The sequence below is a fragment of the Spirillospora sp. CA-108201 genome (assembly GCF_050936235.1).
In the GTDB taxonomy this organism is placed as follows: Bacteria; Actinomycetota; Actinomycetes; order Streptosporangiales; family Streptosporangiaceae; genus Spirillospora.
Window position 1 is genome coordinate 1,890,742 of the sequence record NZ_JBNJNE010000001.1, and the last position, 19,329, is coordinate 1,910,070.

At 74.0% G+C, this 19,329-nt stretch carries 18 protein-coding genes; 7 read left to right on the forward strand and 11 right to left on the reverse strand.

Going from position 1 to position 19,329, the window contains the following annotated elements:
- Positions 1-29 precede the first annotated feature (29 nt).
- A complete protein-coding gene (locus ACQEU6_RS09435; RefSeq protein ID WP_499330697.1) occupies positions 30-1,211 on the forward strand; it encodes an acyl-CoA dehydrogenase family protein in 1,182 nt (393 codons plus the stop codon).
- A 44-nt stretch (positions 1,212-1,255) separates the two neighbouring features.
- Here the strand turns inward: ACQEU6_RS09435 and ACQEU6_RS09440 are convergent, their stop codons facing one another.
- From ACQEU6_RS09440 to ACQEU6_RS09450, 3 genes are all read right to left on the reverse strand, one after another.
- The gene (locus tag ACQEU6_RS09440) at positions 1,256-2,047 is read right to left on the reverse strand and encodes an enoyl-CoA hydratase/isomerase family protein (RefSeq protein ID WP_499330700.1); all 792 of its coding nucleotides are present in this window, start codon (positions 2,045-2,047) and stop codon (positions 1,256-1,258) included.
- The gene (locus tag ACQEU6_RS09445) at positions 2,044-3,009 is read right to left on the reverse strand and encodes an alpha/beta hydrolase (protein ID WP_499330702.1); all 966 of its coding nucleotides are present in this window, start codon (positions 3,007-3,009) and stop codon (positions 2,044-2,046) included. The genes ACQEU6_RS09440 and ACQEU6_RS09445 overlap by 4 nt, the downstream gene beginning before the upstream one ends.
- Positions 3,010-3,086: 77 nt before the next feature.
- Positions 3,087-3,836 carry a gamma-glutamyl-gamma-aminobutyrate hydrolase family protein gene (locus tag ACQEU6_RS09450; protein WP_499330703.1) on the reverse strand — a complete coding sequence of 250 codons (750 nt, stop codon included), beginning with the start codon at positions 3,834-3,836 and terminating at the stop codon, positions 3,087-3,089.
- A 611-nt stretch (positions 3,837-4,447) separates the two neighbouring features.
- Here ACQEU6_RS09450 and ACQEU6_RS09455 point away from each other — a divergent pair.
- The gene (locus ACQEU6_RS09455; RefSeq protein ID WP_499330706.1) at positions 4,448-5,503 is read left to right on the forward strand and encodes a globin domain-containing protein; all 1,056 of its coding nucleotides are present in this window, start codon (positions 4,448-4,450) and stop codon (positions 5,501-5,503) included.
- 6 nt (positions 5,504-5,509) lie between these two features.
- On the opposite strand, the gene ACQEU6_RS09460 is transcribed toward ACQEU6_RS09455, so the two are convergent.
- Positions 5,510-6,322: a helix-turn-helix domain-containing protein gene (locus ACQEU6_RS09460; protein WP_499340118.1), complete on the reverse strand. Its 813-nt coding sequence runs from the start codon at positions 6,320-6,322 to the stop codon at positions 5,510-5,512.
- A 123-nt stretch (positions 6,323-6,445) separates the two neighbouring features.
- Between ACQEU6_RS09460 and ACQEU6_RS09465 the strand changes: the two genes are divergently transcribed.
- Positions 6,446-6,859: a PaaI family thioesterase gene (locus ACQEU6_RS09465; RefSeq protein ID WP_499330708.1), complete on the forward strand. Its 414-nt coding sequence runs from the start codon at positions 6,446-6,448 to the stop codon at positions 6,857-6,859.
- Positions 6,860-6,873: 14 nt separating this feature from the next.
- On the opposite strand, the gene ACQEU6_RS09470 is transcribed toward ACQEU6_RS09465, so the two are convergent.
- Positions 6,874-7,596 carry a dienelactone hydrolase family protein gene (locus tag ACQEU6_RS09470; RefSeq protein ID WP_499330710.1) on the reverse strand — a complete coding sequence of 241 codons (723 nt, stop codon included), beginning with the start codon at positions 7,594-7,596 and terminating at the stop codon, positions 6,874-6,876.
- Between the two features lie 61 nt (positions 7,597-7,657).
- The gene (gene thyX / locus ACQEU6_RS09475) at positions 7,658-8,455 is read right to left on the reverse strand and encodes an FAD-dependent thymidylate synthase (protein WP_499330714.1); all 798 of its coding nucleotides are present in this window, start codon (positions 8,453-8,455) and stop codon (positions 7,658-7,660) included.
- Between the two features lie 159 nt (positions 8,456-8,614).
- Here thyX and ACQEU6_RS09480 point away from each other — a divergent pair, with 159 nt between their 5' ends.
- Together ACQEU6_RS09480 and ACQEU6_RS09485 are read left to right on the forward strand one after the other, a co-directional pair.
- Positions 8,615-10,726, forward strand: coding sequence for a molybdopterin-containing oxidoreductase family protein (locus ACQEU6_RS09480; protein WP_499330718.1), 2,112 nt, complete (start codon positions 8,615-8,617; stop codon positions 10,724-10,726).
- 533 nt (positions 10,727-11,259) lie between these two features.
- On the forward strand, positions 11,260-11,778 hold the full coding sequence (locus tag ACQEU6_RS09485) for a DinB family protein (protein WP_499330723.1): 519 nt from the start codon (positions 11,260-11,262) through the stop codon (positions 11,776-11,778).
- A gap of 84 nt (positions 11,779-11,862) precedes the next feature.
- On the opposite strand, the gene ACQEU6_RS09490 is transcribed toward ACQEU6_RS09485, so the two are convergent.
- On the reverse strand, positions 11,863-12,264 hold the full coding sequence (locus tag ACQEU6_RS09490; protein ID WP_499330727.1) for an NUDIX hydrolase: 402 nt from the start codon (positions 12,262-12,264) through the stop codon (positions 11,863-11,865).
- Positions 12,265-12,341: 77 nt separating this feature from the next.
- Here ACQEU6_RS09490 and ACQEU6_RS09495 point away from each other — a divergent pair, with 77 nt between their 5' ends.
- Positions 12,342-13,595: a DUF1266 domain-containing protein gene (locus ACQEU6_RS09495; protein ID WP_499330730.1), complete on the forward strand. Its 1,254-nt coding sequence runs from the start codon at positions 12,342-12,344 to the stop codon at positions 13,593-13,595.
- An 8-nt stretch (positions 13,596-13,603) separates the two neighbouring features.
- Here ACQEU6_RS09495 and add read toward each other — a convergent pair whose 3' ends face one another.
- Positions 13,604-14,629 (reverse strand): adenosine deaminase, encoded by a 1,026-nt coding sequence (gene add, locus ACQEU6_RS09500; RefSeq protein ID WP_499330731.1) that lies wholly within the window; start codon positions 14,627-14,629, stop codon positions 13,604-13,606.
- A 99-nt stretch (positions 14,630-14,728) separates the two neighbouring features.
- Here add and ACQEU6_RS09505 point away from each other — a divergent pair, with 99 nt between their 5' ends.
- A complete protein-coding gene (locus ACQEU6_RS09505) occupies positions 14,729-15,736 on the forward strand; it encodes a helix-turn-helix transcriptional regulator (RefSeq protein ID WP_499330733.1) in 1,008 nt (335 codons plus the stop codon).
- On the opposite strand, the gene ACQEU6_RS09510 is transcribed toward ACQEU6_RS09505, so the two are convergent.
- The 3 genes from ACQEU6_RS09510 to ACQEU6_RS09520 all read right to left on the reverse strand — a co-directional run bounded on the left by ACQEU6_RS09510 (position 15,720) and on the right by ACQEU6_RS09520 (position 19,192).
- Positions 15,720-16,634 (reverse strand): SDR family oxidoreductase, encoded by a 915-nt coding sequence (locus ACQEU6_RS09510; protein WP_499330734.1) that lies wholly within the window; start codon positions 16,632-16,634, stop codon positions 15,720-15,722. The two genes, ACQEU6_RS09505 and ACQEU6_RS09510, sit on opposite strands and share 17 nt — an antisense overlap.
- Before the next feature lie 69 nt (positions 16,635-16,703).
- On the reverse strand, positions 16,704-16,850 hold the full coding sequence (locus tag ACQEU6_RS09515; protein WP_165959128.1) for a GPGG-motif small membrane protein: 147 nt from the start codon (positions 16,848-16,850) through the stop codon (positions 16,704-16,706).
- Positions 16,851-17,029: 179 nt separating this feature from the next.
- On the reverse strand, positions 17,030-19,192 hold the full coding sequence (locus tag ACQEU6_RS09520; protein WP_499330736.1) for an anthranilate synthase component I: 2,163 nt from the start codon (positions 19,190-19,192) through the stop codon (positions 17,030-17,032).
- Between the last annotated feature and the right edge of the window lie 137 nt (positions 19,193-19,329).

A 19,329-nucleotide genomic window follows, 5' to 3' on the forward strand; every position in this document is an offset into this window, starting at 1 on the left:
CCCACGGGAGAACGTTCGAGGGAGGCGCGATGGACTTCGACCTGCCGGAGGGCGCGGCCGCGGTGCGCGAGGGCGTGCTGGCGGTCGCCGGGAAGTACGACCAGGACTACTGGGGGCGGTGCGACGCGGACAAGCGCTGGCCCGAGGAGGTCTGGCGGGAGCTCGTCGACGGCGGCTGGCACAGCCTGGCGATCCCCGAGGAGTACGGCGGCGGGGGCCAGGGGCTGCTGGAGCTGGCGGTGGCCCTGGAGTCCCTCGCCGAGGGAGGCGCCGGCGGCGCCGCGTCCTTCCTGTACCTGCTGACGCCCGCGTTCGGCGGCCTCACCATCGCCCGGCACGGCACCGCCGGGCAGAAGCGCGAGCTCCTGCCGAAGATCGCCTCCGGCGAGATCGAGACGTGCTTCGCGATCACCGAGCCGGACGCGGGCAGCAACGCCCTCAACATCTCCACCCAGGCGCACCGCGACGGCGACTCCTTCGTCGTCAGCGGCCAGAAGATCTGGATCTCCGGCGTCGAGCGCGCCGAGTTCCTCGTCCTGGTCGCCCGGACGATCCCGGCCGCGCAGGCCCGCCCCCGCACCGCGGGCTTCACCGTCCTGCTGGTGGACGTCAAGGAGGCCGTGGCCGAGGGCACGCTGACCTACCGGCCGATCCCGAAGCTCGGCACCAACACCGTCGCCTCCAGCATGGTCTTCCTGGACGGCGTGCGCGTGCCCGCCGACCGGGTCCTCGGCGAGCCCGACCAGGGCTTCGCCGTCCTGTGGGACATCCTCAACCCCGAGCGGATCCTGGCCGCCGCGGGCGGCGTCGGGTCCGGCGGCCTGGTGCTGAGGATCGCCTGCGAGTACGCCGGCGAGCGCGCCCCGTTCGGCACGCCGATCGGGGCGAACCAGGCCGTCGCGTTCCCGCTCGCGCGGATCAGGGCGCAGCTGGAGCTGGCCCGGCTCATGACCTACAAGGCCGCCTGGCTGTGGGACCGCGGACGGCCCTGCGGCTCGGAGGCCAACATCGCCAAGCTCACCGCGGCGGACGCGGCCTGGCAGGCGGCCGACCGGGCGTTCCAGACCTACGGCGGCATGGCGTACTCCCTGGAGTACCCGGTCGCCCGGATGTTCCGGGACGCCCGCATCGCCAAGAACATCCCGGTCGCCGAGGAGCTCGTCCTCGCCCACATCGCCCAGCACGAACTGGGGCTCCCCAAGTCGTACTGACCCGGGCCGCGCGGCGCGCGGCCCGGGTCAGCGCGGGCCGCGCCTCAGCCGAACCGGGGCGGGCGCTTCTCCCGGAGCGCCGCGACGCCCTCGCGCACGTCCGGGCCGGTGAACCCGAAGAACTCCATCGCCAGGGAGGCGTCGAACGTCGGCCCGGCGAGGCGCAGCCAGTTGTTCAGCGCGTGCTTGGTGAACGACAGCGCCTCGGCGGGGCCGGCGGCGAGCCGCCCGGCGATCTCCAGCGCGCGCTCGTGCACCAGCGCGTCGTCCACGCACACCGAGACCAGCCCGATCCGCTCGGCCTCCTCGCCGGTGAGGACGTCGTTGAGCAGCAGGTAGTACTTGGCCTTCGCGAGCCCGCACAGCAGCGGCCACACGATCGCCGCGTGGTCGCCGGCGGCCACGCCCAGCCGCGTGTGCCCATCGATGATCTTCGCGGTGCGGCCCGCGACGGAGATGTCGGCCAGCAGCGCGACCGCGAGCCCCGCCCCCACCGCCGGGCCCTGGACGGCGCTGACCACCGGCTTGGAGCAGTTCACCACGTTCATCACGATGTCGCGGGCCTCGCGCATGATCCGGCGGCGGGCGGCGTGGTCGGTCATCATCTCCTCGATCATGGCGAGGTCCCCGCCGGCCGAGAACGCCGTCCCCTCCCCCCGCACGAGCACCACGCGCGCCGCGTCGTCGGCGTCGGCGTCCCGCCAGATCTCCACCAGCTCGCGGTGCCCGGTGGCGTCGACCGCGTTCAGCCTGCCCGGCGTGCTGATCGTGACCCGCAGGACCCCGTCCGCCGCCCAGTCGATCTTCAGCCGCTCGTACGCGTCGTACCGCGTCATGCCGCACTCCCCTGCCGCGCGTGGTCGTCGAATGCCGCGCGCAATCGTCGCACAGCGAACTCCACCGCCTCGGCGCCGGCGTCGAAGACCTCGGGCAGCAGGAAGAAGGAGTGCACGACGCCGTCGTAGCGGCGCAGCTCCACCGGCACGCCGGCCGCGGCGAGGCGGCGCGCGTAGTGCTCGGCCTCGTCGCGCAGGATGTCGCACTCGGCGGTGATCACGGTGGCGGGCGCGGCTCCGGCGAGGTCCGGGGCGCGCAGCGGGGCGAGCCGCGCGTCGGACGGATCGGCGCCGTCCCGGTAGAGGCCCATGAACCGGCGGAGCGACCCGGCGTCCAGCCCGTAGCCCGTCCCGTACTCCCGCCAGCTCGGGGTGTCCGTCGCCGTGTCGGTCACCGGGTAGACGAGCAGCTGGTGGACGAGGGGCAGTCCGGCGTCCCTGGCCAGCAGAGCGGCGACCGCGGCGAGGTTCCCTCCGGCGCTGTCGCCGGCGACCGCCGCGGCCCCGCGCAGCGCGCCGTACCGGCCGGGCTCGCGCGCCACCGAGGACACCACGGCCCAGGCGTCGTCCACCGCGGCGGGGAACGGGTGCTCGGGGGCCAGCCGGTAGCCGACGTTCAGCACGACGCACTCCGCCGCGGCCGCCAGGTCGCGGCAGAAGGCGTCCACGTTGTCGACGCCGCCGAGTACCCATCCCCCGCCGTGCAGGTACACGACGGCCGGCAGCGGCCCCCGCTCGGGCGGCGCCGGGCGGTACAGGCGCACCGGCACGGCCCCGTCCGGTCCGGGCACCTCGATGTCGCGGACCCGCGGGAGCTCGCGCCGCACCACCGGGAAGGCCGCCCCGATCCGCTCCCGCATCTCCGCGATCGTGGGCTCGGCGGGCCCGTCCCGTCCCGGCGGGGCGGCGGTCCACGAGGCGAGCTGCTCCAGAAAGCTCACGGTCTGCGGGTGCAGGGGCATGCGGCGGCCTCCGGTGGGGGCGTCGGCGAGATCCACCCGTCGGCCTGCCCGGTGCCCGGACCTCCAATCCCCCTGCGTCAGCGTCCGGCCGCCTCGGCGACGAGCGCCTGGAAGAGCCGCCGGTCGTCGCCCTCCTCCGGGTGCCACTGGACGGCGACCCCGAAACGGTGCCCCTGCAACTCCAGCGCCTCCACCACCTGGTCCTCGGCCCACGCGACGGCGGTCAGGCCCTTGCCGAGCCGGCTCACCGCCTGATGGTGGTAGGTGGGAACGTCGGACGAGGCGCCGAGGATCCCGCCGATCAGGCTCCCCTCGCTGATCCGCACCCGGTGCGAGCCGACGAGCCCGGCCTGCGGGGCGTGCCCCCGGTGGCCCACCGCTTCCGGCAGGTGCTGGACGAGGGCGCCGCCGCGCGCGACGTTCAGCACCTGCATGCCCCGGCAGATCCCCAGGAACGGCAGGTCGGCGTCGACGGCGGCGCGGACGAGCGCCAGCTCGAACCGGTCGCGCTGCGGCTGCGGCGGCCCGGTCTCGTGGTGCCGGACGGCGCCGTACAGTTCCGGGTCGAGATCGCCGCCGCCCGCCAGGACGAGGCCGTCCAGCCGGGCGACCAGGGTGTCCAGCCCGCGCAGGGTCGCGGCCGGGGGCAGCAGGACCGGGACGCCGCCGGCCCGCTCGACCGAGCGCGCGTACGGCACGGGCAGCAGCGCGGCCTCGCGCACCCAGACCCCCCAGCGCGCCGGCTCCTGGTAGGTGGTGATCCCGATGAGCGGCGGCCCGCCCTCACCGGCCGCCGGATGCGGCGCTCCCAGCCCGGCTCCTGACATGCGTGTCTCCCCCCTGTGCTGGACCCCGGCCCGGGGCGGCCGCCGGTACGGGTGATCCGCCTGCCGGCCGCACGTCACCGTGCGTCACCCGGTCCCTCGCGCCGTCCGCCCCCGGCCCTCCTCCCGGCCAGCTTGCCGCACGGCGCGGATCCCCGCCGCTGGAAGCGGCGAGATCGGCGCACGGCGGTGCCGGGGGCAGAGCTCCGCCCCCGCGGCGGCGCGGAGCGGGAAACACCGAAGAATTCTGAAATCTTCTTCCCTGATGCAGGTTCTTCCTCCCCTTCCGGATGGTTCTTCCCTAACGTTCCCTCCCTGATCGGATACCGATCAGTATGCGTCGGCCGTGTCACTTACCGACAGTCACACGAAATTGACCGCCCATCACCATGCGTAGCGATCACACGTCCCCGCGGAGGCGGAGGCTTGAGTACCTGCGGAGATGGGTGAGAGAATCTCACCAACTCGGGCAGCACGCATGCCCGGATCATCCGTCAGCCCTGCCGTCCGACCGCCGAAACAGCCCGATGGGGGAGGCGAGCCGACCAATGTCGCCGGAAACTCGCGTTGTCAAAGAATGCTTCGCACGCCTTGAAGCCGATCCCTCCGGCGCCATGCGCTATTTCTACGGCCGCCTTTTCGCGGCGCATCCGCGGCTGCGCACCCTGTTCCCGCCCGCGATGGGCGGCCAGCAGGACAGGTTCTTCCACGCGCTCGGCCGGATCGTCTGGAGCCAGGACAACCCCGAGGAGCTCGCCCGCCACCTGAAGGGCCTCGGCCGCGGCCACCGCAAGTACGGGGTGCTGCGCGAGCACTATCCGGCCGTCGAGGAGGCCCTGACCGCGACGCTGCGCGCCTTCGCCGCCGACGTCTGGACGGCCGAGGCCGAGGCCGCCTGGCGCGCCGCCTACCGCTCCGCGGCCGACGCCATGGCGGACGCGGCGGAGCGGGACGCCGCGGACGCGCCGCCGTGGTGGGTCGCCGAGGTCGTGCGGCACGAGCGCCGCGCCTTGGACGTCGCCGTCCTCACGCTGCGTCCCGAGCGTCCCCTGCCGTTCGCGCCCGGGCAGCACGTGAGCGTGCAGGCGGCCCGCTGGCCCCGGGTCTGGCGGCCGTACTCCATCGCGAACGCGCCCCGCCGGGACGGGACGATCTGCCTGCACGTCCGGGCCCGTCCCGCCGGGTGGGTGAGCGGCGCGCTGGTCCGGCACACCGGTCCGGGCGACAGCGTCCTGCTGGGCCCGCCGGACGGCGCGATGACCCTCGACCCGGACTCGGGCCGCCCGCTCCTGCTGATCGGCGGCGGCACCGGCCTGGCCCCGGTGAAGGCGCTGGCCGAGCAGGCCCTCGCCGCCGGCGCGGACCGCGACGTCCTGCTCGTCGCCGCGGCCCGCTCCGAGAACGACCTCTACGACCTTCCCGCCCTGCGGCGGCTGGAGGCCGCGCACCCCCGGCTCCGGATCGTCCCCGTGGTGTCCCGCGAACCCGCCGCCGGCGCCCTCAACGGGCGTGTGCCGGACGTCCTGCCGCAACTCCTGGACGGGGCGGCCGGCCACGACGCCTACGCGGCCGGGCCCGCCCCGCTCGTCCGCGCGACGGTCACCGCCCTGCAGCGGATCGGCGTGCCGCTGACGCGCGTCCATCACGACCTGCTCGCCGCCGGGGACTGACGCCCCTCACCAGCCGGCGCGCTCCCGCAGGAACTCGGTCGTCCCGGCGTCCGCCGGGTAGAACGACTCGATCGCCAGTTCCGCCACCGTGATGTCGACCGGCGTCCCGAAGGTCGCGATCGTGCTGAAGAACGACAGTTCCCGGCCGTCCACCCGCATCCGCAGCGGGACGAACACCTCGTGGCTCGCGGGCGGGGCCATCGCCTCCCCCACGTCGCCGGGGAAGCTCCGCAGCTCCCGGTACAGCTGGGCGAGCGCCGCGTCCGCGGTCAGGGCCACGTGCCGCCGGACGCGGTCGATCATGTGGGCGCGCCACTCCGCCAGGTTCAGGATGTTCTTGGCCATCCCGTCCGGGTGCATGCTGAGCCGCAGCACGTTCAGCGGCGGTTCCAGCAGCTCCGGCGGCGCGCCCTCCATGAAGAACGCCGCCGCCCGGTTGGCGTCGATCAGGTTCCAGAACCGGTCCACGACCACGGCCGGATAGGGCTCGTGGCCCCCCAGCACCTGCCGGAGCGCCGCGCGGACCGTGTCCATCTTCGGTTCCTCGATCGGCGTCTCGTCGAACACCGGCGCGTATCCCGCCGCCACCAGCAGCAGGTTGCGGTCGCGCAGCGGCACGTCCAGGTGCTCGGCCAGCCGCAGCACCATCTCCCGGCTCGGCGCCGAGCGGCCCGTCTCCACGAAACTGAGGTGCCGCGTCGACACGTCCGCCTCCGACGCCAGCTCCAGCTGGCTCAGCCTGCGCCGCTGCCGCCACGCCCGGAGCTGCTCTCCGATCGGCCGCACGTCGCTCAACCCCGTCGTCATCGCCATCGTCATCGTCGTCACGCCATGACGGTAGCGGCAGGCGGGTCAGGGCCACGATTACGTGCGGGGTAATGGACGCGGTGAGGCCGGGCGGCGAGGGTGTGGTCCCGACACGCCCTCGCCGCAGGAGGCTCCATGACGACCGGGCCCACCCCCGACCAGCTGACCGACGCCATGCCGTTCGCCCGCGCGCTCGGCATGGAGATCGACACCGCGGGGCCCGGAGAGGTCGCCGGCCATTTGGACTGGGCCCCCGACCGCTGCACCGCCGGCGGCCTCATGCACGGCGGCGCCCTCATGGCCCTGGCCGACACGCTCGGCGCGGCGTGCGCGTTCCTCAACCTCCCGCCGGACACCTCCACCTCGACGCTGGAGTCCAAGACCAACTTCTTCCGCGGGGTCGGGGAGGGGCGCGTCCGGGGCGTCTCCCGCCCGCTGCACACCGGCCGGACCTCCATCGTCGTCCAGACCGACCTGTTCGACGCGGACGGGCGCCGTGTCGCCCAGGTGACCCAGACCCAGGCCGTGCTCCGGCCCCGGTCCGGCTGAACCGCCGAACGCCTTTACGTTGTAGATTTTTTGGCGACGTGCTCGGAGAAGAAGGCGAGGATGCGCTCCCAGCCGTCCGGGGCGTTCTCGCGGCCCTTCCCGAAGCCCATGACGATCTTCGCGACGGGGCCGAACGGGGGCGGCGGCGTGAGGTCGGTGAGGAACCCGTGCCCGGTGCCCGGGTACTCCTTCACGTCATGCGTCACGCCGGCGGCCGTGAGGGCGCGCTCCAGCCTGCCGGCGGCTCCCCGCAGCGACGGGTCGGCGGCGCCGTAGCTCCCGACGACCGGGCACGCGCCCCGCAGGGACTCCTCCGGCCGGCGCGGCAGGATCCCGTAGTTGGCCGCGGCGGCCTGGAAGTCGTACTTCGCCGCCGCGACCAGCGCGAACCCGCCGCCCATGCAGAATCCGCACACCCCGACGCCGCCGGTGCAGTCGTCCCGGCCGGCGAGCCAGGCGCGGGCCGCCTCGATGTGGTCGTAGGTCGGCCCGCGCTGGGCGCGCATGTCGCGCATCGCCTTGGCGACGCAGCGCAGCCAGGGCGCCCCGCCGTAGAGGTCGGGCAGCACGGCGAGGTACCCGTGGGCGGCGAACCGGTCGGCCTGGGCGCGCATGTCGTCGTTCGCGCCCATCGCCTCGAACACGATCACGACGCCCGGCCAGGGCCCCTCCCCCTCGGGGACGGCGAGGTAGCCCGGCAGCGCGCGGGACCCCACCGGAATGGTGATGTCAGACATACCGTCCAATAATTCCCCAGGGAGGCCGGGCGCGCCTGGGCCCAATACGGGTCGCGCGGGTTCAGACCTTGCGCCACCGCGGCACCCACGAGCCGTCCTCGACGACGTAGTCGCCGAACAGGTCCGGGGCCTCCGTGCGCATCACCTCGCCGATCTTTCCGAACAGCAGCCGGATCTCCTCCTCGGCGCCGGGCGCGGTGCGGTTCTCCAGGGTGTGGCGCAGGGTGCGCACGTTGGCCGTCCACACCAGGCCCGTGCCGACGCCCTCGGGAGCGAAGCGGCGCATGAACGAGGTCTTGTGCTTCTTCTCCTTGAACGGCACGCCCTCGTCGTCCAGGCCGAAGTGGGCGGCCATCCACCCCTGGAACTCCTCCATCTGCTCCAGCATGGCGGCGGCGCGCTTCATCAGCTCGGCGTCCTCGCGGGCCCACTCCGGGAACCAGAACGGGATGTCCTGGAGCCGGACGAACCGCAGCGACTCCTGCGAGATGGCCACGCCCGGGCGGTGCCGGACGAGCTCGTGGGTCAGCACCCGGCTCACGTTGTGCAGGACGAAGCTGAAGCTGACGTGCTCCAGCACCGAGCCGTGCAGGCTGCGCAGGATGTTCTCCAGGTACTGGCCGGAGTCGGTGCGGATCTTGGTGACGTTGGGGTTGAGGCCCGGCTCCCAGGACCGGTAGCAGAGCCGGCCCGCGAACTCGGCGAGGTTCTGCGGGTCGTTCAGCTCGTCGTCGAGCTGGCCGCGGTCGAGCCGCTCCAGCCAGCTCTCCCCGCCCACGTCCCGCAGGTACCGGGCGACCTCGTCGTAGTCCAGTTCGGGCCGCGCAACGAGGAACACCTCGGGCTCGACGCTCTTCACTCTCGTTCCCCCTACAGCTCGTTTCCGTCGCCCCTTAGGAAACCACCCCGCAATCCCGGCCGCGAGCCAGGGCACGGGTTTCGGAGGTAATGAACGTCCTGGACGACGCTCGTGGTGTCATGACGCAGACTAGAGGGGTTCGTCCAGCTAGGGGGGTCCATGCCATCGGAACTGACGGTGCTGGGGGCCTGTCCGCTGGACTGCCCCGACGGCTGCTCCTGGGTCGTCACCGTGCGGGACGGGGCCGCGGTCCGGCTGCGGGGCAACCCCGACCACCCCTACACGCGCGGGGCGCTGTGCGCGAAGGTGAACCGGTGGCTGGAGCGCGCCGCCCAGCCGGACCGGATCCTGTACCCGCTGCGCCGGGTGGGGGCCAAGGGCGAGGGGCGGTTCGAGCGGATCGGGTGGGACGAGGCGCTCGGCGAGATCGCCGCGCGGCTGGAGGACGTCGTCGGGGAGCACGGCGGCGAGGCCGTCTGGCCCTACTGGGGGACGGGCACGCTCGGTTACCTGCAGGGCCTCGAAGGGTATTCCGGCCGGCGGTTCTTCAACGCGCTCGGAGCCTCGGCCCACGACGCGAACATCTGCTCGGCGGCGGGCAGCGCCGGGATGGCCGAGGCGGTCGGCTCGCCGGGCGGCATGGACCCCGAGGACCTCGCGCACGCCCGGCTCGTCCTGCTGTGGGGCACGAACCCCCTGACCAGCGGCCACCACGTGTGGAAGTTCGTCCAGGACGCGCGGAAGGCGGGCGCGCACCTGGTCGCGATCGACCCGGTGCGGACGCGGACGGCGCGGCAGGCCGACGAGCACCTGGCGCCCCTGCCCGGGACGGACGGGGCGCTCGCGCTCGGGCTGCTCCACGTCATCGCGGGCCTCGGTGCGCAGGACGCGGGCTTCCTGGCCCGCGCCACGCTCGGGTGGGAGGAGTTCCGGCACCGGATCGCCGAGTATCCACCGGAACGGGCCGCGCGGATCACCGGCGTCCCGGCGGACCGCATCGTCGCGCTCGGCGAGCGGATCGCCCGCACCCGCCCCACCGCGATCCGCGCGACGCAGGGGCTCCAGCGGCACTCCGGCGGCGGGGCCGCCCTCCGGTTGATCTCCGCCATCCCCGCCGTGACCGGCGACTGGGGGCGGCGCGGCGGCGGGCTCGCGTTCTCCACGTCCGGCCACGTGAAGCTCGACAAGGCCGCGCTCTGGCGGGACGACCTGCGCCCCCGCCCGGTGCGGACACTGTCGATGAGCCGCCTCGGCGAGGGCCTGCTGGACGTCCGGGATCCGCCCGTCAAGGCCCTCTTCGTCATCGCGGCGAACCCCGCGGGCAGCACGCCCCACCAGAACAAGGTGCGCCGGGGGCTGGCCCGCGACGACCTGTTCACCGTCGTCCTGGAGCAGTTCCCGACCGACACCGTGGACTACGCCGACATCGTGCTGCCCGCGACGGCGCAGCACGAGCACGCCGATCTCCACGAGGGCTACGGCCACCTGTACCTCACGTGGAACGAGCCCGCCGTGGCGCCGCCCGGCGAGTGCCTGCCGACGACGGAGACCTTCCGCCGCCTGGCGAGCCGGATGGGCCTGCGGGAGCCGGCGCTCTACGACTCCGACGAGCGCCTCGCCGAACAGCTGCTGGCGTCGGACCACCCGTGGATGGCCGGGGTCACCCTGGACCGGCTCCGCAAGGAGGGGTTCGTGCGCATGTCGGTCCCGGACCCGTTCCTGCCGTACGCCGACGGCTTCCCCACCCCGTCGGGACGGTTCGAGTTCCGCTCCCCCGGCGCCGGTCTCGCCGGGTACGTCCCGCCCGCGGAGGTCGCCGACGGGGAGCGGGCCGTGAGGTACCCGCTCGCCCTGGTATCGGCGGCGTCGCACGAGTTCCTCAACACCCAGTTCGCCAACAACCCCGAGCTGCGGCGCCGCTCCGGCGGACTCACCGTCCGCCTCCACGAGGACGACGCGACCGCGCGGGGCCTGAGCGACGGGCAGCGGGTCGCGGTCGGCAACGACCGGGGCTCCTTCGAGGCCGTCCTGAGGATCACCGACGAGGTGCGCCCCGGCGTCGCGGCGACCACCAAGGGCCACTGGGCCAAGCTCTCCGGCGGCTCCAACGCCAACGCCGTGGTCGACGAGCGCGACACCGACCTCGGCGGCGGCCCCGTCTTCCACGACACCCGCGTGGAGGTCACCGCCCTACCGGCGCCACCGCGCCTGGCCGGGCCCCTTGCAGGTGTAGACCCGGCCGTTGGCGGTGCCGACCGCCCCGGCGGGTGAGCAGAACGCGCCCGGGTGCACGGTGCGCGCCGGCGGGCGCGCGCCGGTCCGCGTCGGCCGGGGCGTCCTGGGCCGCGACGGCCTCGGCTTGACCTTGCGAACGGTGGGCCTGCCGGTCGGACCGTTCCCGCGCTTCGGGGCGACGGTGGACGGGGACGGCGCCGGAGCGGAAGGCGGCGGAGCGGACGACGCCGGCGAGGAAGGCGTCGCGCGACCGGACGCCGGCTTCCCCGTGGAGGCCACGGGAGTGGGCGGAGCGGTCGGCCCCGCGGCGCTGCCGATCCCCATGCCGACCGCGCAGCCGCCGAGCCCGCCGAAGAGCAGGCACGCTCCGGCGATGACCGCCACGACGGCGCCTGGTAAACCACCGCGCGGTGCGGGCGGGCGGGGAGATCGAGGCGGGACTGGCTGCGAGTACATCGGCGGCTCCTGGTCAAGCATGTACCGATGGGACGTGTCCCCCTCCGTGGGAGTTGACCGCCGGAGGCGATATCCCGTGGATCCCCGGATGCCCGTCGGCGAGGATTCGCTCCATGACATGGACTGCGCCCGCCGTGGATCGCGGCGACTTCCCTTTCGGAGACGACGAGCGCGCCTCCCTGGAGGCGTATCTGGACTTCCACCGCGCTACGTTGCTGCTCAAGTGCAGCGGGTTGACCGGGGAGCAGCTCGCGTCACGACCGCTGCCGAGCACGGGCCTGTCGCTGCTCGGCCTTGTGCGCCATCTTGCGGAGAACGAGCGATGGTGGTTCCGCCGCCGTTTCGACAGGCAGGACGCCCTCGGTGACCTGTACTGCTCGCAGGAGCATCCCGACGGGGACTTCGACCTCGGCGACGCGGACGGCGCCCGAGAGGACTTCACCGTCTACACGAGAGAGGTCGAGCTGGCACGGCGGACCGCGCAGGGCCGGTCACTGGACGAGGAGTTCCCAGGCAGAACCCGCAAGCTGACCCTGCGCTGGGTCTACCTCCACATGCTCGAAGAATACGCACGCCACAACGGCCACGCCGACCTCCTGCGTGAGGCCGTCGACGGCCGGACCGGAGAATGAGGCCAAGGCACCCGGAACGCGGCCAGACGCCCTGGGGCGGGCGGGTGATGTGAGGACGGGCCGGGCGCCCGCTCTCGCGGAGCCTCAGAGGAGAAGGCCGGCGGCATGCAGGTGGTCGAAGATGATCTGGTCGACGGGTGAGACGCGGGCGCGGTCGCCGTAGGCCGGCCAGGCGACCTCCTCGATCTCGCCGCTCGGGGCCGGCTCTCCCTGGTGGCCGGCGGTGTAGCGGGTCATCCGCACGGTGACGCCCTCGGTGTGGCCGTGCGCCTGCGCCTGGAAGGTGCCCAGGTGCGCGGCGGTGGCGGGGTCGATCGCGACGGCGAGTTCCTCGCCGATCTCCCTGACCAGGGTGTCGATGTCGGTCTCGCCGGGTTCGCGCTTGCCGCCGGGAAGGTAGTAGGCGTCCTTGCCCCGCGACCGGGTGCTGAGGATCCTGCCGTCCTTCAGGTGGATCCAGGCGATCTTGTCGATGAAGGTGCTCACCGCTCCATCCTGTCGGCTTTCGGTGCGGGCGGGCGTCAAGATCTTTGCGGGCGGTACGGTGTGGCCTGGAGGAATCGATGACGTTTCAGGCCGATACCGGCGCCGTGCTCGACCGCGCCAGGAGGTACGAGCGGCAGGGCCGGAACGCGGAGGCCGCGGCCGCCTACGCCGACGCCGCCGAGGCCATGGCGGCGCGCGGCGACCGAGCGTCCGCCGCGGCGGCGCGGGCGCGGTACGCGCGGGCGCTCGCCGCCGCGGGGAGGACCGGCGAGGCCCAGCGCGTCCTCGACGTCCTCGACCGGGAGGCGGCGGCGATGCCGGCCGCGGTCCGGGCGGGGCTGGACGCGCAGGCGGCGCACGTGCTGGCCGCCGCGGGCCGGACGGGCGAGGCGGCGCGGCGCGCGTGGGCCGCGATGTCGGGGTTCGGGTCGCTGCAGGATGCCGGGCGCGCCGGCGCCGCGGGCGTGCACGCCGCGCGGCTGATCCTGAAGGACGCGGGCCCGCGCGGCGCGCTGCGGCCGCTGCGCGAGCTGCTGGCGCAGATGCCGCCCGGCGGCGAGGCGCACCGGCAGGTCGCGGGGCTGCTCGCGGACGCCGAGCGGCGCCCTGACCGCGACCACGACGTCCTCGTCACCGACCCCGACAGCGCCGCGTGGGGACGGCTCGCCGCGGCGCTCGCCGTGGGCGCGCACCTGGCCGTCGGGAACGGCGTCGCCTGGAACGCGCTCACCGACCACGAGAGCGCCCGCGACGACCGGGTGCTGCTGGAGCGCGACTGGGGCGTCACCGACTCCGAGAGCTGGCGCGGGCAGATGGACGCGCTGCTCGACGCGCGCAACAGCGACCCGGCGGTCCAGATGGTGCTCGACCGGCGCGGCAGGGGCACCGGCAAGCCGGCCTGGCAGGAGGCGATCGTCGCCTGGTGCGGCGAGCGCGACATCTCCGAGCAGACCGTCAGGGAGGTCGTGGAGCTGTCGGAGGCGGTCCTGCGCTACGAGGCGCGGTTCCGGGCGGACGGCCTGCTCCCGCCCGACGGCCGTGTCGAGAGCGTCTACGGCTACGACTTCGGGCGGGCGGTGAACATGGCCCGCTGGGGCCTGAACGCCGGGTACTGCGACGCCGATGAGGCCGAGGAGTGCGTCCTGACCGCGGGGCACCGCGCCCACCAGGTGTACGCGTCGTGGCAGGAGTTCTCGGCCGGGTACGTCCTCGGCCGGATGCTGCGGTTCGACGAGGGGGAGTTCGGCGAGTGGTACGAGCGCTCCCTCACCGGCCACCGCGTCCTGGCCGAGGACCCGGGCAGCCCGTGGCGGCGCATGGCCTGGGGCTGAGGCCCGGCTCAGCCCAGCGCGTCGATGTCGGCGATGATCGCCTTGCGTCCCTCCTCGTCCAGCGACGAGGCCGTCACGGCGTTGCGGGCCAGGGAGGCCAGCTCGGCGCGGCCGAGACCGAATGCCTCGGCGGCGACGCGGTACTCGCCGGTGAGGGTCGTGTTGAACATCGGCGGGTCGTCGCTGTTCAGGGTGACGAACAGCCCCTCCTCCAGCATCCGCGGCAGGGGGTGGGAGGCGAGGTCCGCGACCTGCCCGGTGCAGACGTTGGAGGTCGGGCACACCTCCAGCGGCAGCTGCGTCTCGCGCAGGTGGGCGACGAGGCGCGGGTCGGCCAGGCAGTTGGTTCCGTGGCCGATGCGCTCGGCGCCGAGCCCCTCGACGGCCTCCCAGATCGTCTCCGGGCCGGTCATCTCCCCCGCGTGCGGGACGCTGCGCAGGCCGGCGGCGCGGGCGGCGGCGAACGCGTCGCGGAACGCGTCCCGGAACGGCGCGCGGCTCTGCTCGATGCCGCCGATCCCGAACCCGACGAGCGTCTCCGGCGGGTGCCGCAGCGCGTGGTCGAGGGTGCCGCGGGCGCCCTCGGCGCCGAACTCGCCGGGGATGTCGAAGATGTAGGACATGCGGATGCCGAGCCGGTCGCGGGCCTCGCGGGCGGCGATGTCGAGCGCCTCGGTGACCGCGGGCATCGGCATCCCGGCCCGCTGGTGGGTGTAGGGCGTGACGGTCAGCTCGACGTACCGGACGTTCTGCGCGGCGAGGTCGCGGGCGATGCCGGAGACGAGGGTGCCGACGTCCTCCGGGGTCCGGACGAGGCTGGACACCGACTCGTACACGTCGGCGAAGTGCGGGAAGTCGCGGAACTCGTAGAAGGCGCGCAGTTCGCGCTCGTCGACGGGGACGGGCCCGTCCGGGTGGCGGCGGGCGAGTTCGAGGACGGTCGGGACGGAGGCGGAGCCCACGAGGTGGACGTGGAGCTCGACCTTCGGGAGGGCGTCGATGAACGCCGCGATGCTGGTGTCGTCGGTAGGCACGCCGCGAAATTAACAGCCACCCGACCTGCCGGGACAGGTGAACGCGGCGAACCTCCCACGAAATTGTCAGGAACCCTCCCGTTCGGCAGGATGGTCGCCGTGCGCGCCGCCCGACTGATCTCCGCCGTGCTCCTGCTGCAGTCGCGGGAGGCGATGACCGCCGCCGAGCTGGCGCGCGAGCTGGAGGTGTCCGAGCGCACCGTGTACCGGGACATGGAGGCGCTCTCGGCGGCCGGGGTGCCGGTGTACGCCGACCAGGGGCGGGGCGGCGGATACCGGCTCGTCGGCGGCTACCGGACGCGGCTCACGGGCCTCACCCGCGAGGAGGCCGAGGCGCTGTTCCTGTCCGGGCTGCCCGGCCCCGCCGGGGACATGGGGCGCGCCGACGTGCTGGCGGCCGCCGAGCTGAAGGTCCTCGCCGCGCTGCCGCGGACGCTGCGCGACGCGCCCGCCCGCGCGAACCAGCGCTTCCACCTCGACGCGCCCGGCTGGTTCGGCCAGAGCGGGCCGCCGCCGCTGCTGCGCGACCTCGCCCGCGCGGTGTGGGACGACGAGACCGTGGAGCTGCGCTACCGCCGCAAGGACTCCGAGGTCACCCGGACGGCCGAGCCGTACGGGCTCGTCCTGAAGAACGGCACCTGGTACCTGGTCGCGCGGGCCGGCGGCGGGCACCGCACCTACCGGGTGGACCGCGTCGCCGCCGTCCGCCCCACCGGCGTCTTCTTCGAGCGCGACGAGCACTTCGACCTCGCCGCGCACTGGCGCGGGCAGGCCGCCTCCTTCGTGCGGTCGGTGCTGCGCGACGAGGCGACGGTGCGCCTGTCCCCCCTCGGCATGCGGATCCTGCGGCACGCCGTCGAGCCGTACGCGGCCCGGCAGGCGGCCGCCGCCGCCGGCGAGCCCGACGAGCGCGGGTGGGTGGCGACCACGCTGCCCGTGGAGTCGACGGCCGTCGCGGCGGCCGAGCTGATGCGGCTCGGCCCCGAGGTGGAGGTCCTCGCCCCGCCGGAGCTGCGGGCGCGGATGGCGGGCGCCGCCGCCCGGCTCGCGGAGCTGTACCGGACGGCGGACCGGCCCTCGGGGCCTCCGGCTACCGGTAGCCGGTGACGTCGGCGGGACCCGCCTGATCCACCTCGACGATGTACCGCCAGGCGTCGGGGCGGCTGCCGTCCGCGTCGGTGAACCCGTAGACCTGGGCGAGGCCGCCGCTGGACAGCGACGCCCCGTTCCAGCGCGCGCGGTCCGGGTCGGCGGCGAGGGCCGCGACGGCGCGTCCCACGAACGCGGGCGACTCGGAGATCGCGAAGTGGGGGGCCGCCTTCGTGGCGTCGCGCCAGGTGTCCTCGGTGACGCCGTAGTTGTCGAGCATCGCCTCCGAGCGCAGCCATCCCGGCGTCAGCGAGAGGGCCGTCGCGCCGTAGGGCGCGATCTCCTCGGACTGGGCGAGGGCCATCCGGATGACCGCGCTCTTGGCGAGGTCGTAGAAGTAGCCGCATTCCCGGCGGTAGGCCGCGTTGTACTCGGCGGTCCCGTCGGTGACCTCCACGACCAGGCCGCCGGGCTCGCGGATCAGCAGCGGAAGGGCGCAGTGGCTGGTGATGGCGTGGGTGTCGACGGCCAGCCTGAGCATGCGCAGCCCGTCGTCCAGGGACTGCTCCCAGAGCGGCCTGCCGAACTCGAAGAGGCGGTCGGCGCCCCAGACGTCGTTGACGAGGACGTCCAGCCGGCCGCGCTCCTCGTCGACGCGGCGCACGAGGGCGGCGACCCGCGCCGGATCGAGGTGGTCGACCTGGACGGCGATGCCCTCGCCGCCCGCGGCCGTGACCAGCTCGGCGGTCTCCTCGATGGTCTCGGGACGGTCCATTTCCGACCGGCGGGTCCGGGTGGACCGTCCCGTCACGTAGACGGTCGCGCCCGCGGCGCCGAGCTGGACGGCGATTCCCCGTCCCGCTCCGCGCGTGGCGCCCGCGACCAGTGCGGTCTTACCTGTCAGTGCACGGCTCATGGGGACGATGCTGGCACCGAAACCTGACAGGTTCCGTCAGTGTTCCGCCCCGGCCGGCCGAGTTTTCGGTCAGGTGAAGATGCTCACCCCGCCCGGGCCGACGAGAAGCCCGACGACGATGAGGACGATGCCCCAGAGGAGGTCGCGCCGCGCGAGGATCACGTAGATGCCGGCGATCACCAGGATGACCGCGATGAGCCACAGGATTGTCATCATGGCCCCCGACGTCCCCCCAGGGATGCCCAAGAAACCACAATCTCGTTGCGGATGACCGAATTACCCGTTTTGTTGCGGAGGGGGGAGGACGGACCTCCCCCCTCCGCGGGACGACGGCGGTCACCGGCGCCCCGGCTCCTCCTGCTTCGGAACTACGGACGCCTCCGCCCGGGGGACGGTCAGCCCCGGGCGCGGCACAGCCGCAGGACGTTGGCGACGATGCGGTGCCCGGCGCCGCCCGCCGCGGTGAGGATCGACTCCGGGTGGAACTGCACGGCCCAGCGCCGCCGCACCGGGTCCTCGATCGCCATGACGACGTCCCCGGTCAGCGCCGTGACCTGGAACCCCTTCACCCGGTCGGGGGTGGAGTGCAGCGAGTGGTAGCGGGCGGCGGTGAACTCCTCCGGCAGGCCCTCGAACAGCTCGCCCCCCCTGACCTTCACCCGGCCGGGCTTGCCGTGGGACGGCTCGGGCAGCAGCGACAGCTCGCCGCCGGCGTGCTCGACCATCGCCTGCAGCCCGAGGCAGACGCCGAAGACCGGCAGCCCGCGGGCGTCCAGTTCGTCCAGGAGCGCGCGGGTGCCGAAGTCCTCCGGACGCCCGGGGCCGGGCGACAGCACCACCAGGTCGGGCGCGTGCTCGTCCAGCATCCGCACCGGGAACCCGTGCCGCAGCGTCACCACGGAGGCGCCGTGCTGCCGGAAGTAGTCGGAGAGGGTGTTGACGAACGAGTCCTCGTGGTCGACGAGCAGCACCCTGACGCCCTCGCCCGGCTGCGCGGGCAGCGGCGCCTCCTGCGGGACCGCCCCGGTGCCCTTGCGCGCGGCGGCGAGCGCGCTCAGCAGGGCGCTGGCCTTGAGGTGCGTCTCGCGCTCCTCCTCGTCGGGGTCGGAGTCGTAGAGCAGCGTCGCCCCGGCCCGGACGGTCGCCACGCCGTCGCGGATCTGCGCGGTCCGCAGCGTCAGGCCGGTGTTCATCGAGCCGTCGAAGCCCACGCAGCCGACCGCGCCGCCGTACCAGCGGCGGGGCGAGTCCTCGTGGTCCTCGATGAACTGCATCGCCCACGCCTTGGGGGCGCCCGTGACGGTCACCGCCCACATGTGGGTGAGGAACGCGTCGAGCGCGTCGAAGCCCGGGCGCAGCCGCCCCTCGATGTGGTCGACCGTGTGGATGAGCCGGGAGTAGATCTCGATCTGCCGGCGGCCGAGGACGCGCACGCTGCCGGGCACGCAGATCCGGGACTTGTCGTTGCGGTCCACGTCGGTGCACATGGTCAGCTCGGACTCGTCCTTCGTCGAGGACAGGATCGTGCGGATCTGCTCGGCGTCCTCCAGCGGGTCGGCGCCGCGCCTGATCGTCCCCGCGATCGGGCAGGTCTCGACGCGGTCGCCGCTGACCCGCACGAACATCTCGGGCGACGCGCCGACCAGGAACTCGCCCTCGCCGAGGTTGAACAGGAACTCGTACGGGGCCGGATTGGACTCCCGCAGCCGCTCGAAGAACGCGGCGGGCGCGTCGCAGCGGCCGTGCATCGCGTGCCCCGGCGTGACCTCGAACAGGTCGCCCCTGACGAACTTCTCCTTGGCGTCCCGCACCATCTGCGCGTACACGCCGGGGACGGGCTGCGCCGGGATGCCGGCCCGCCGCCGGACCGGCGTCGTCCCGGTGCCGCGCGGCAGTCCGGCGGTGCCCGCCCCGTCCACCTCGAACTCGTAGGAGATCCGGTGCGAGGTCTCGCGCTTGCGGTCGACGACGACCATCTCGTCGGCCAGGTGCAGGACGAGGTCGCGCTGGTCGTCCGGCCGCTCCAGCCGGGTCCGCAGCGGCTCGAACTGCAGCGACAGGTCGTACCCGAACGCCCCGTACAGGCCGAGGTGCGGGTCGTCGCAGCGGAACAGGTCGACGACCGCGCGCAGCGCGGTGAAGACGGTCGGCTGGCGGCTGCGCTCCTCCTCGGTGAAGAAGCCCTCGGCCGCCGGGACGAAGAGCTCGAACAGGCCGGGCTCGTCGGTCCGCACCTCGCCGACGGCGCGCAGCGCACCCGCCAGCGCGGGCAGGACGACCCGGCCGCGCCCGTTCAGCGGGCGGACGGCGACCGTCCGGCCGCGCGCGACGATCTCCAGGCAGGGATCGACGTAGGCCATGTGCCAGCGGCTGTAGCGGCCCGGGTACTCCATGCCGGAGCTGAGCACGCCGCCGCGCCGCTCCCCCACGGCGGCGACGAGGACGTTCAGCGCGTCGGACTTGCGCTCGGAGTCGACCGGGACGGCGGTACGGGTCACCCGTACGCCCCCAGCCGTGACGAACTCGCTGGTCAGCAGCTGTCGTGAGACGGTCTCCACCGCGGTGGCCCCTCATGTCGGGCCCCCACCGGGCGTCGCGATACACAAAAAACGACCGCCGGGTGAGGGCGGTCGCCTGGTCTGGAACACGCGCGAACCGGCACCGCCTCAGCGGCGCCACCACCACCGGGAGGCTG

Coding starts and splice junctions, on each gene's coding strand:
- ACQEU6_RS09435 (WP_499330697.1), top strand. CDS start 30: ATGGACTTCGACCTGCCGGAGGGCGCGGCCGCGGTGCGCGAGGGCGTG.
- ACQEU6_RS09440 (WP_499330700.1), bottom strand. CDS start 2,047: ATGACGCGGTACGACGCGTACGAGCGGCTGAAGATCGACTGGGCGGCG.
- ACQEU6_RS09445 (WP_499330702.1), bottom strand. CDS start 3,009: ATGCCCCTGCACCCGCAGACCGTGAGCTTTCTGGAGCAGCTCGCCTCG.
- ACQEU6_RS09450 (WP_499330703.1), bottom strand. CDS start 3,836: ATGTCAGGAGCCGGGCTGGGAGCGCCGCATCCGGCGGCCGGTGAGGGC.
- ACQEU6_RS09455 (WP_499330706.1), top strand. CDS start 4,448: ATGCGCTATTTCTACGGCCGCCTTTTCGCGGCGCATCCGCGGCTGCGC.
- ACQEU6_RS09460 (WP_499340118.1), bottom strand. CDS start 6,322: ATGACGATGGCGATGACGACGGGGTTGAGCGACGTGCGGCCGATCGGA.
- ACQEU6_RS09465 (WP_499330708.1), top strand. CDS start 6,446: ATGACGACCGGGCCCACCCCCGACCAGCTGACCGACGCCATGCCGTTC.
- ACQEU6_RS09470 (WP_499330710.1), bottom strand. CDS start 7,596: ATGTCTGACATCACCATTCCGGTGGGGTCCCGCGCGCTGCCGGGCTAC.
- ACQEU6_RS09480 (WP_499330718.1), top strand. CDS start 8,615: ATGCCATCGGAACTGACGGTGCTGGGGGCCTGTCCGCTGGACTGCCCC.
- ACQEU6_RS09485 (WP_499330723.1), top strand. CDS start 11,260: ATGACATGGACTGCGCCCGCCGTGGATCGCGGCGACTTCCCTTTCGGA.
- ACQEU6_RS09495 (WP_499330730.1), top strand. CDS start 12,342: ATGACGTTTCAGGCCGATACCGGCGCCGTGCTCGACCGCGCCAGGAGG.
- ACQEU6_RS09510 (WP_499330734.1), bottom strand. CDS start 16,634: ATGAGCCGTGCACTGACAGGTAAGACCGCACTGGTCGCGGGCGCCACG.
- ACQEU6_RS09515 (WP_165959128.1), bottom strand. CDS start 16,850: ATGATGACAATCCTGTGGCTCATCGCGGTCATCCTGGTGATCGCCGGC.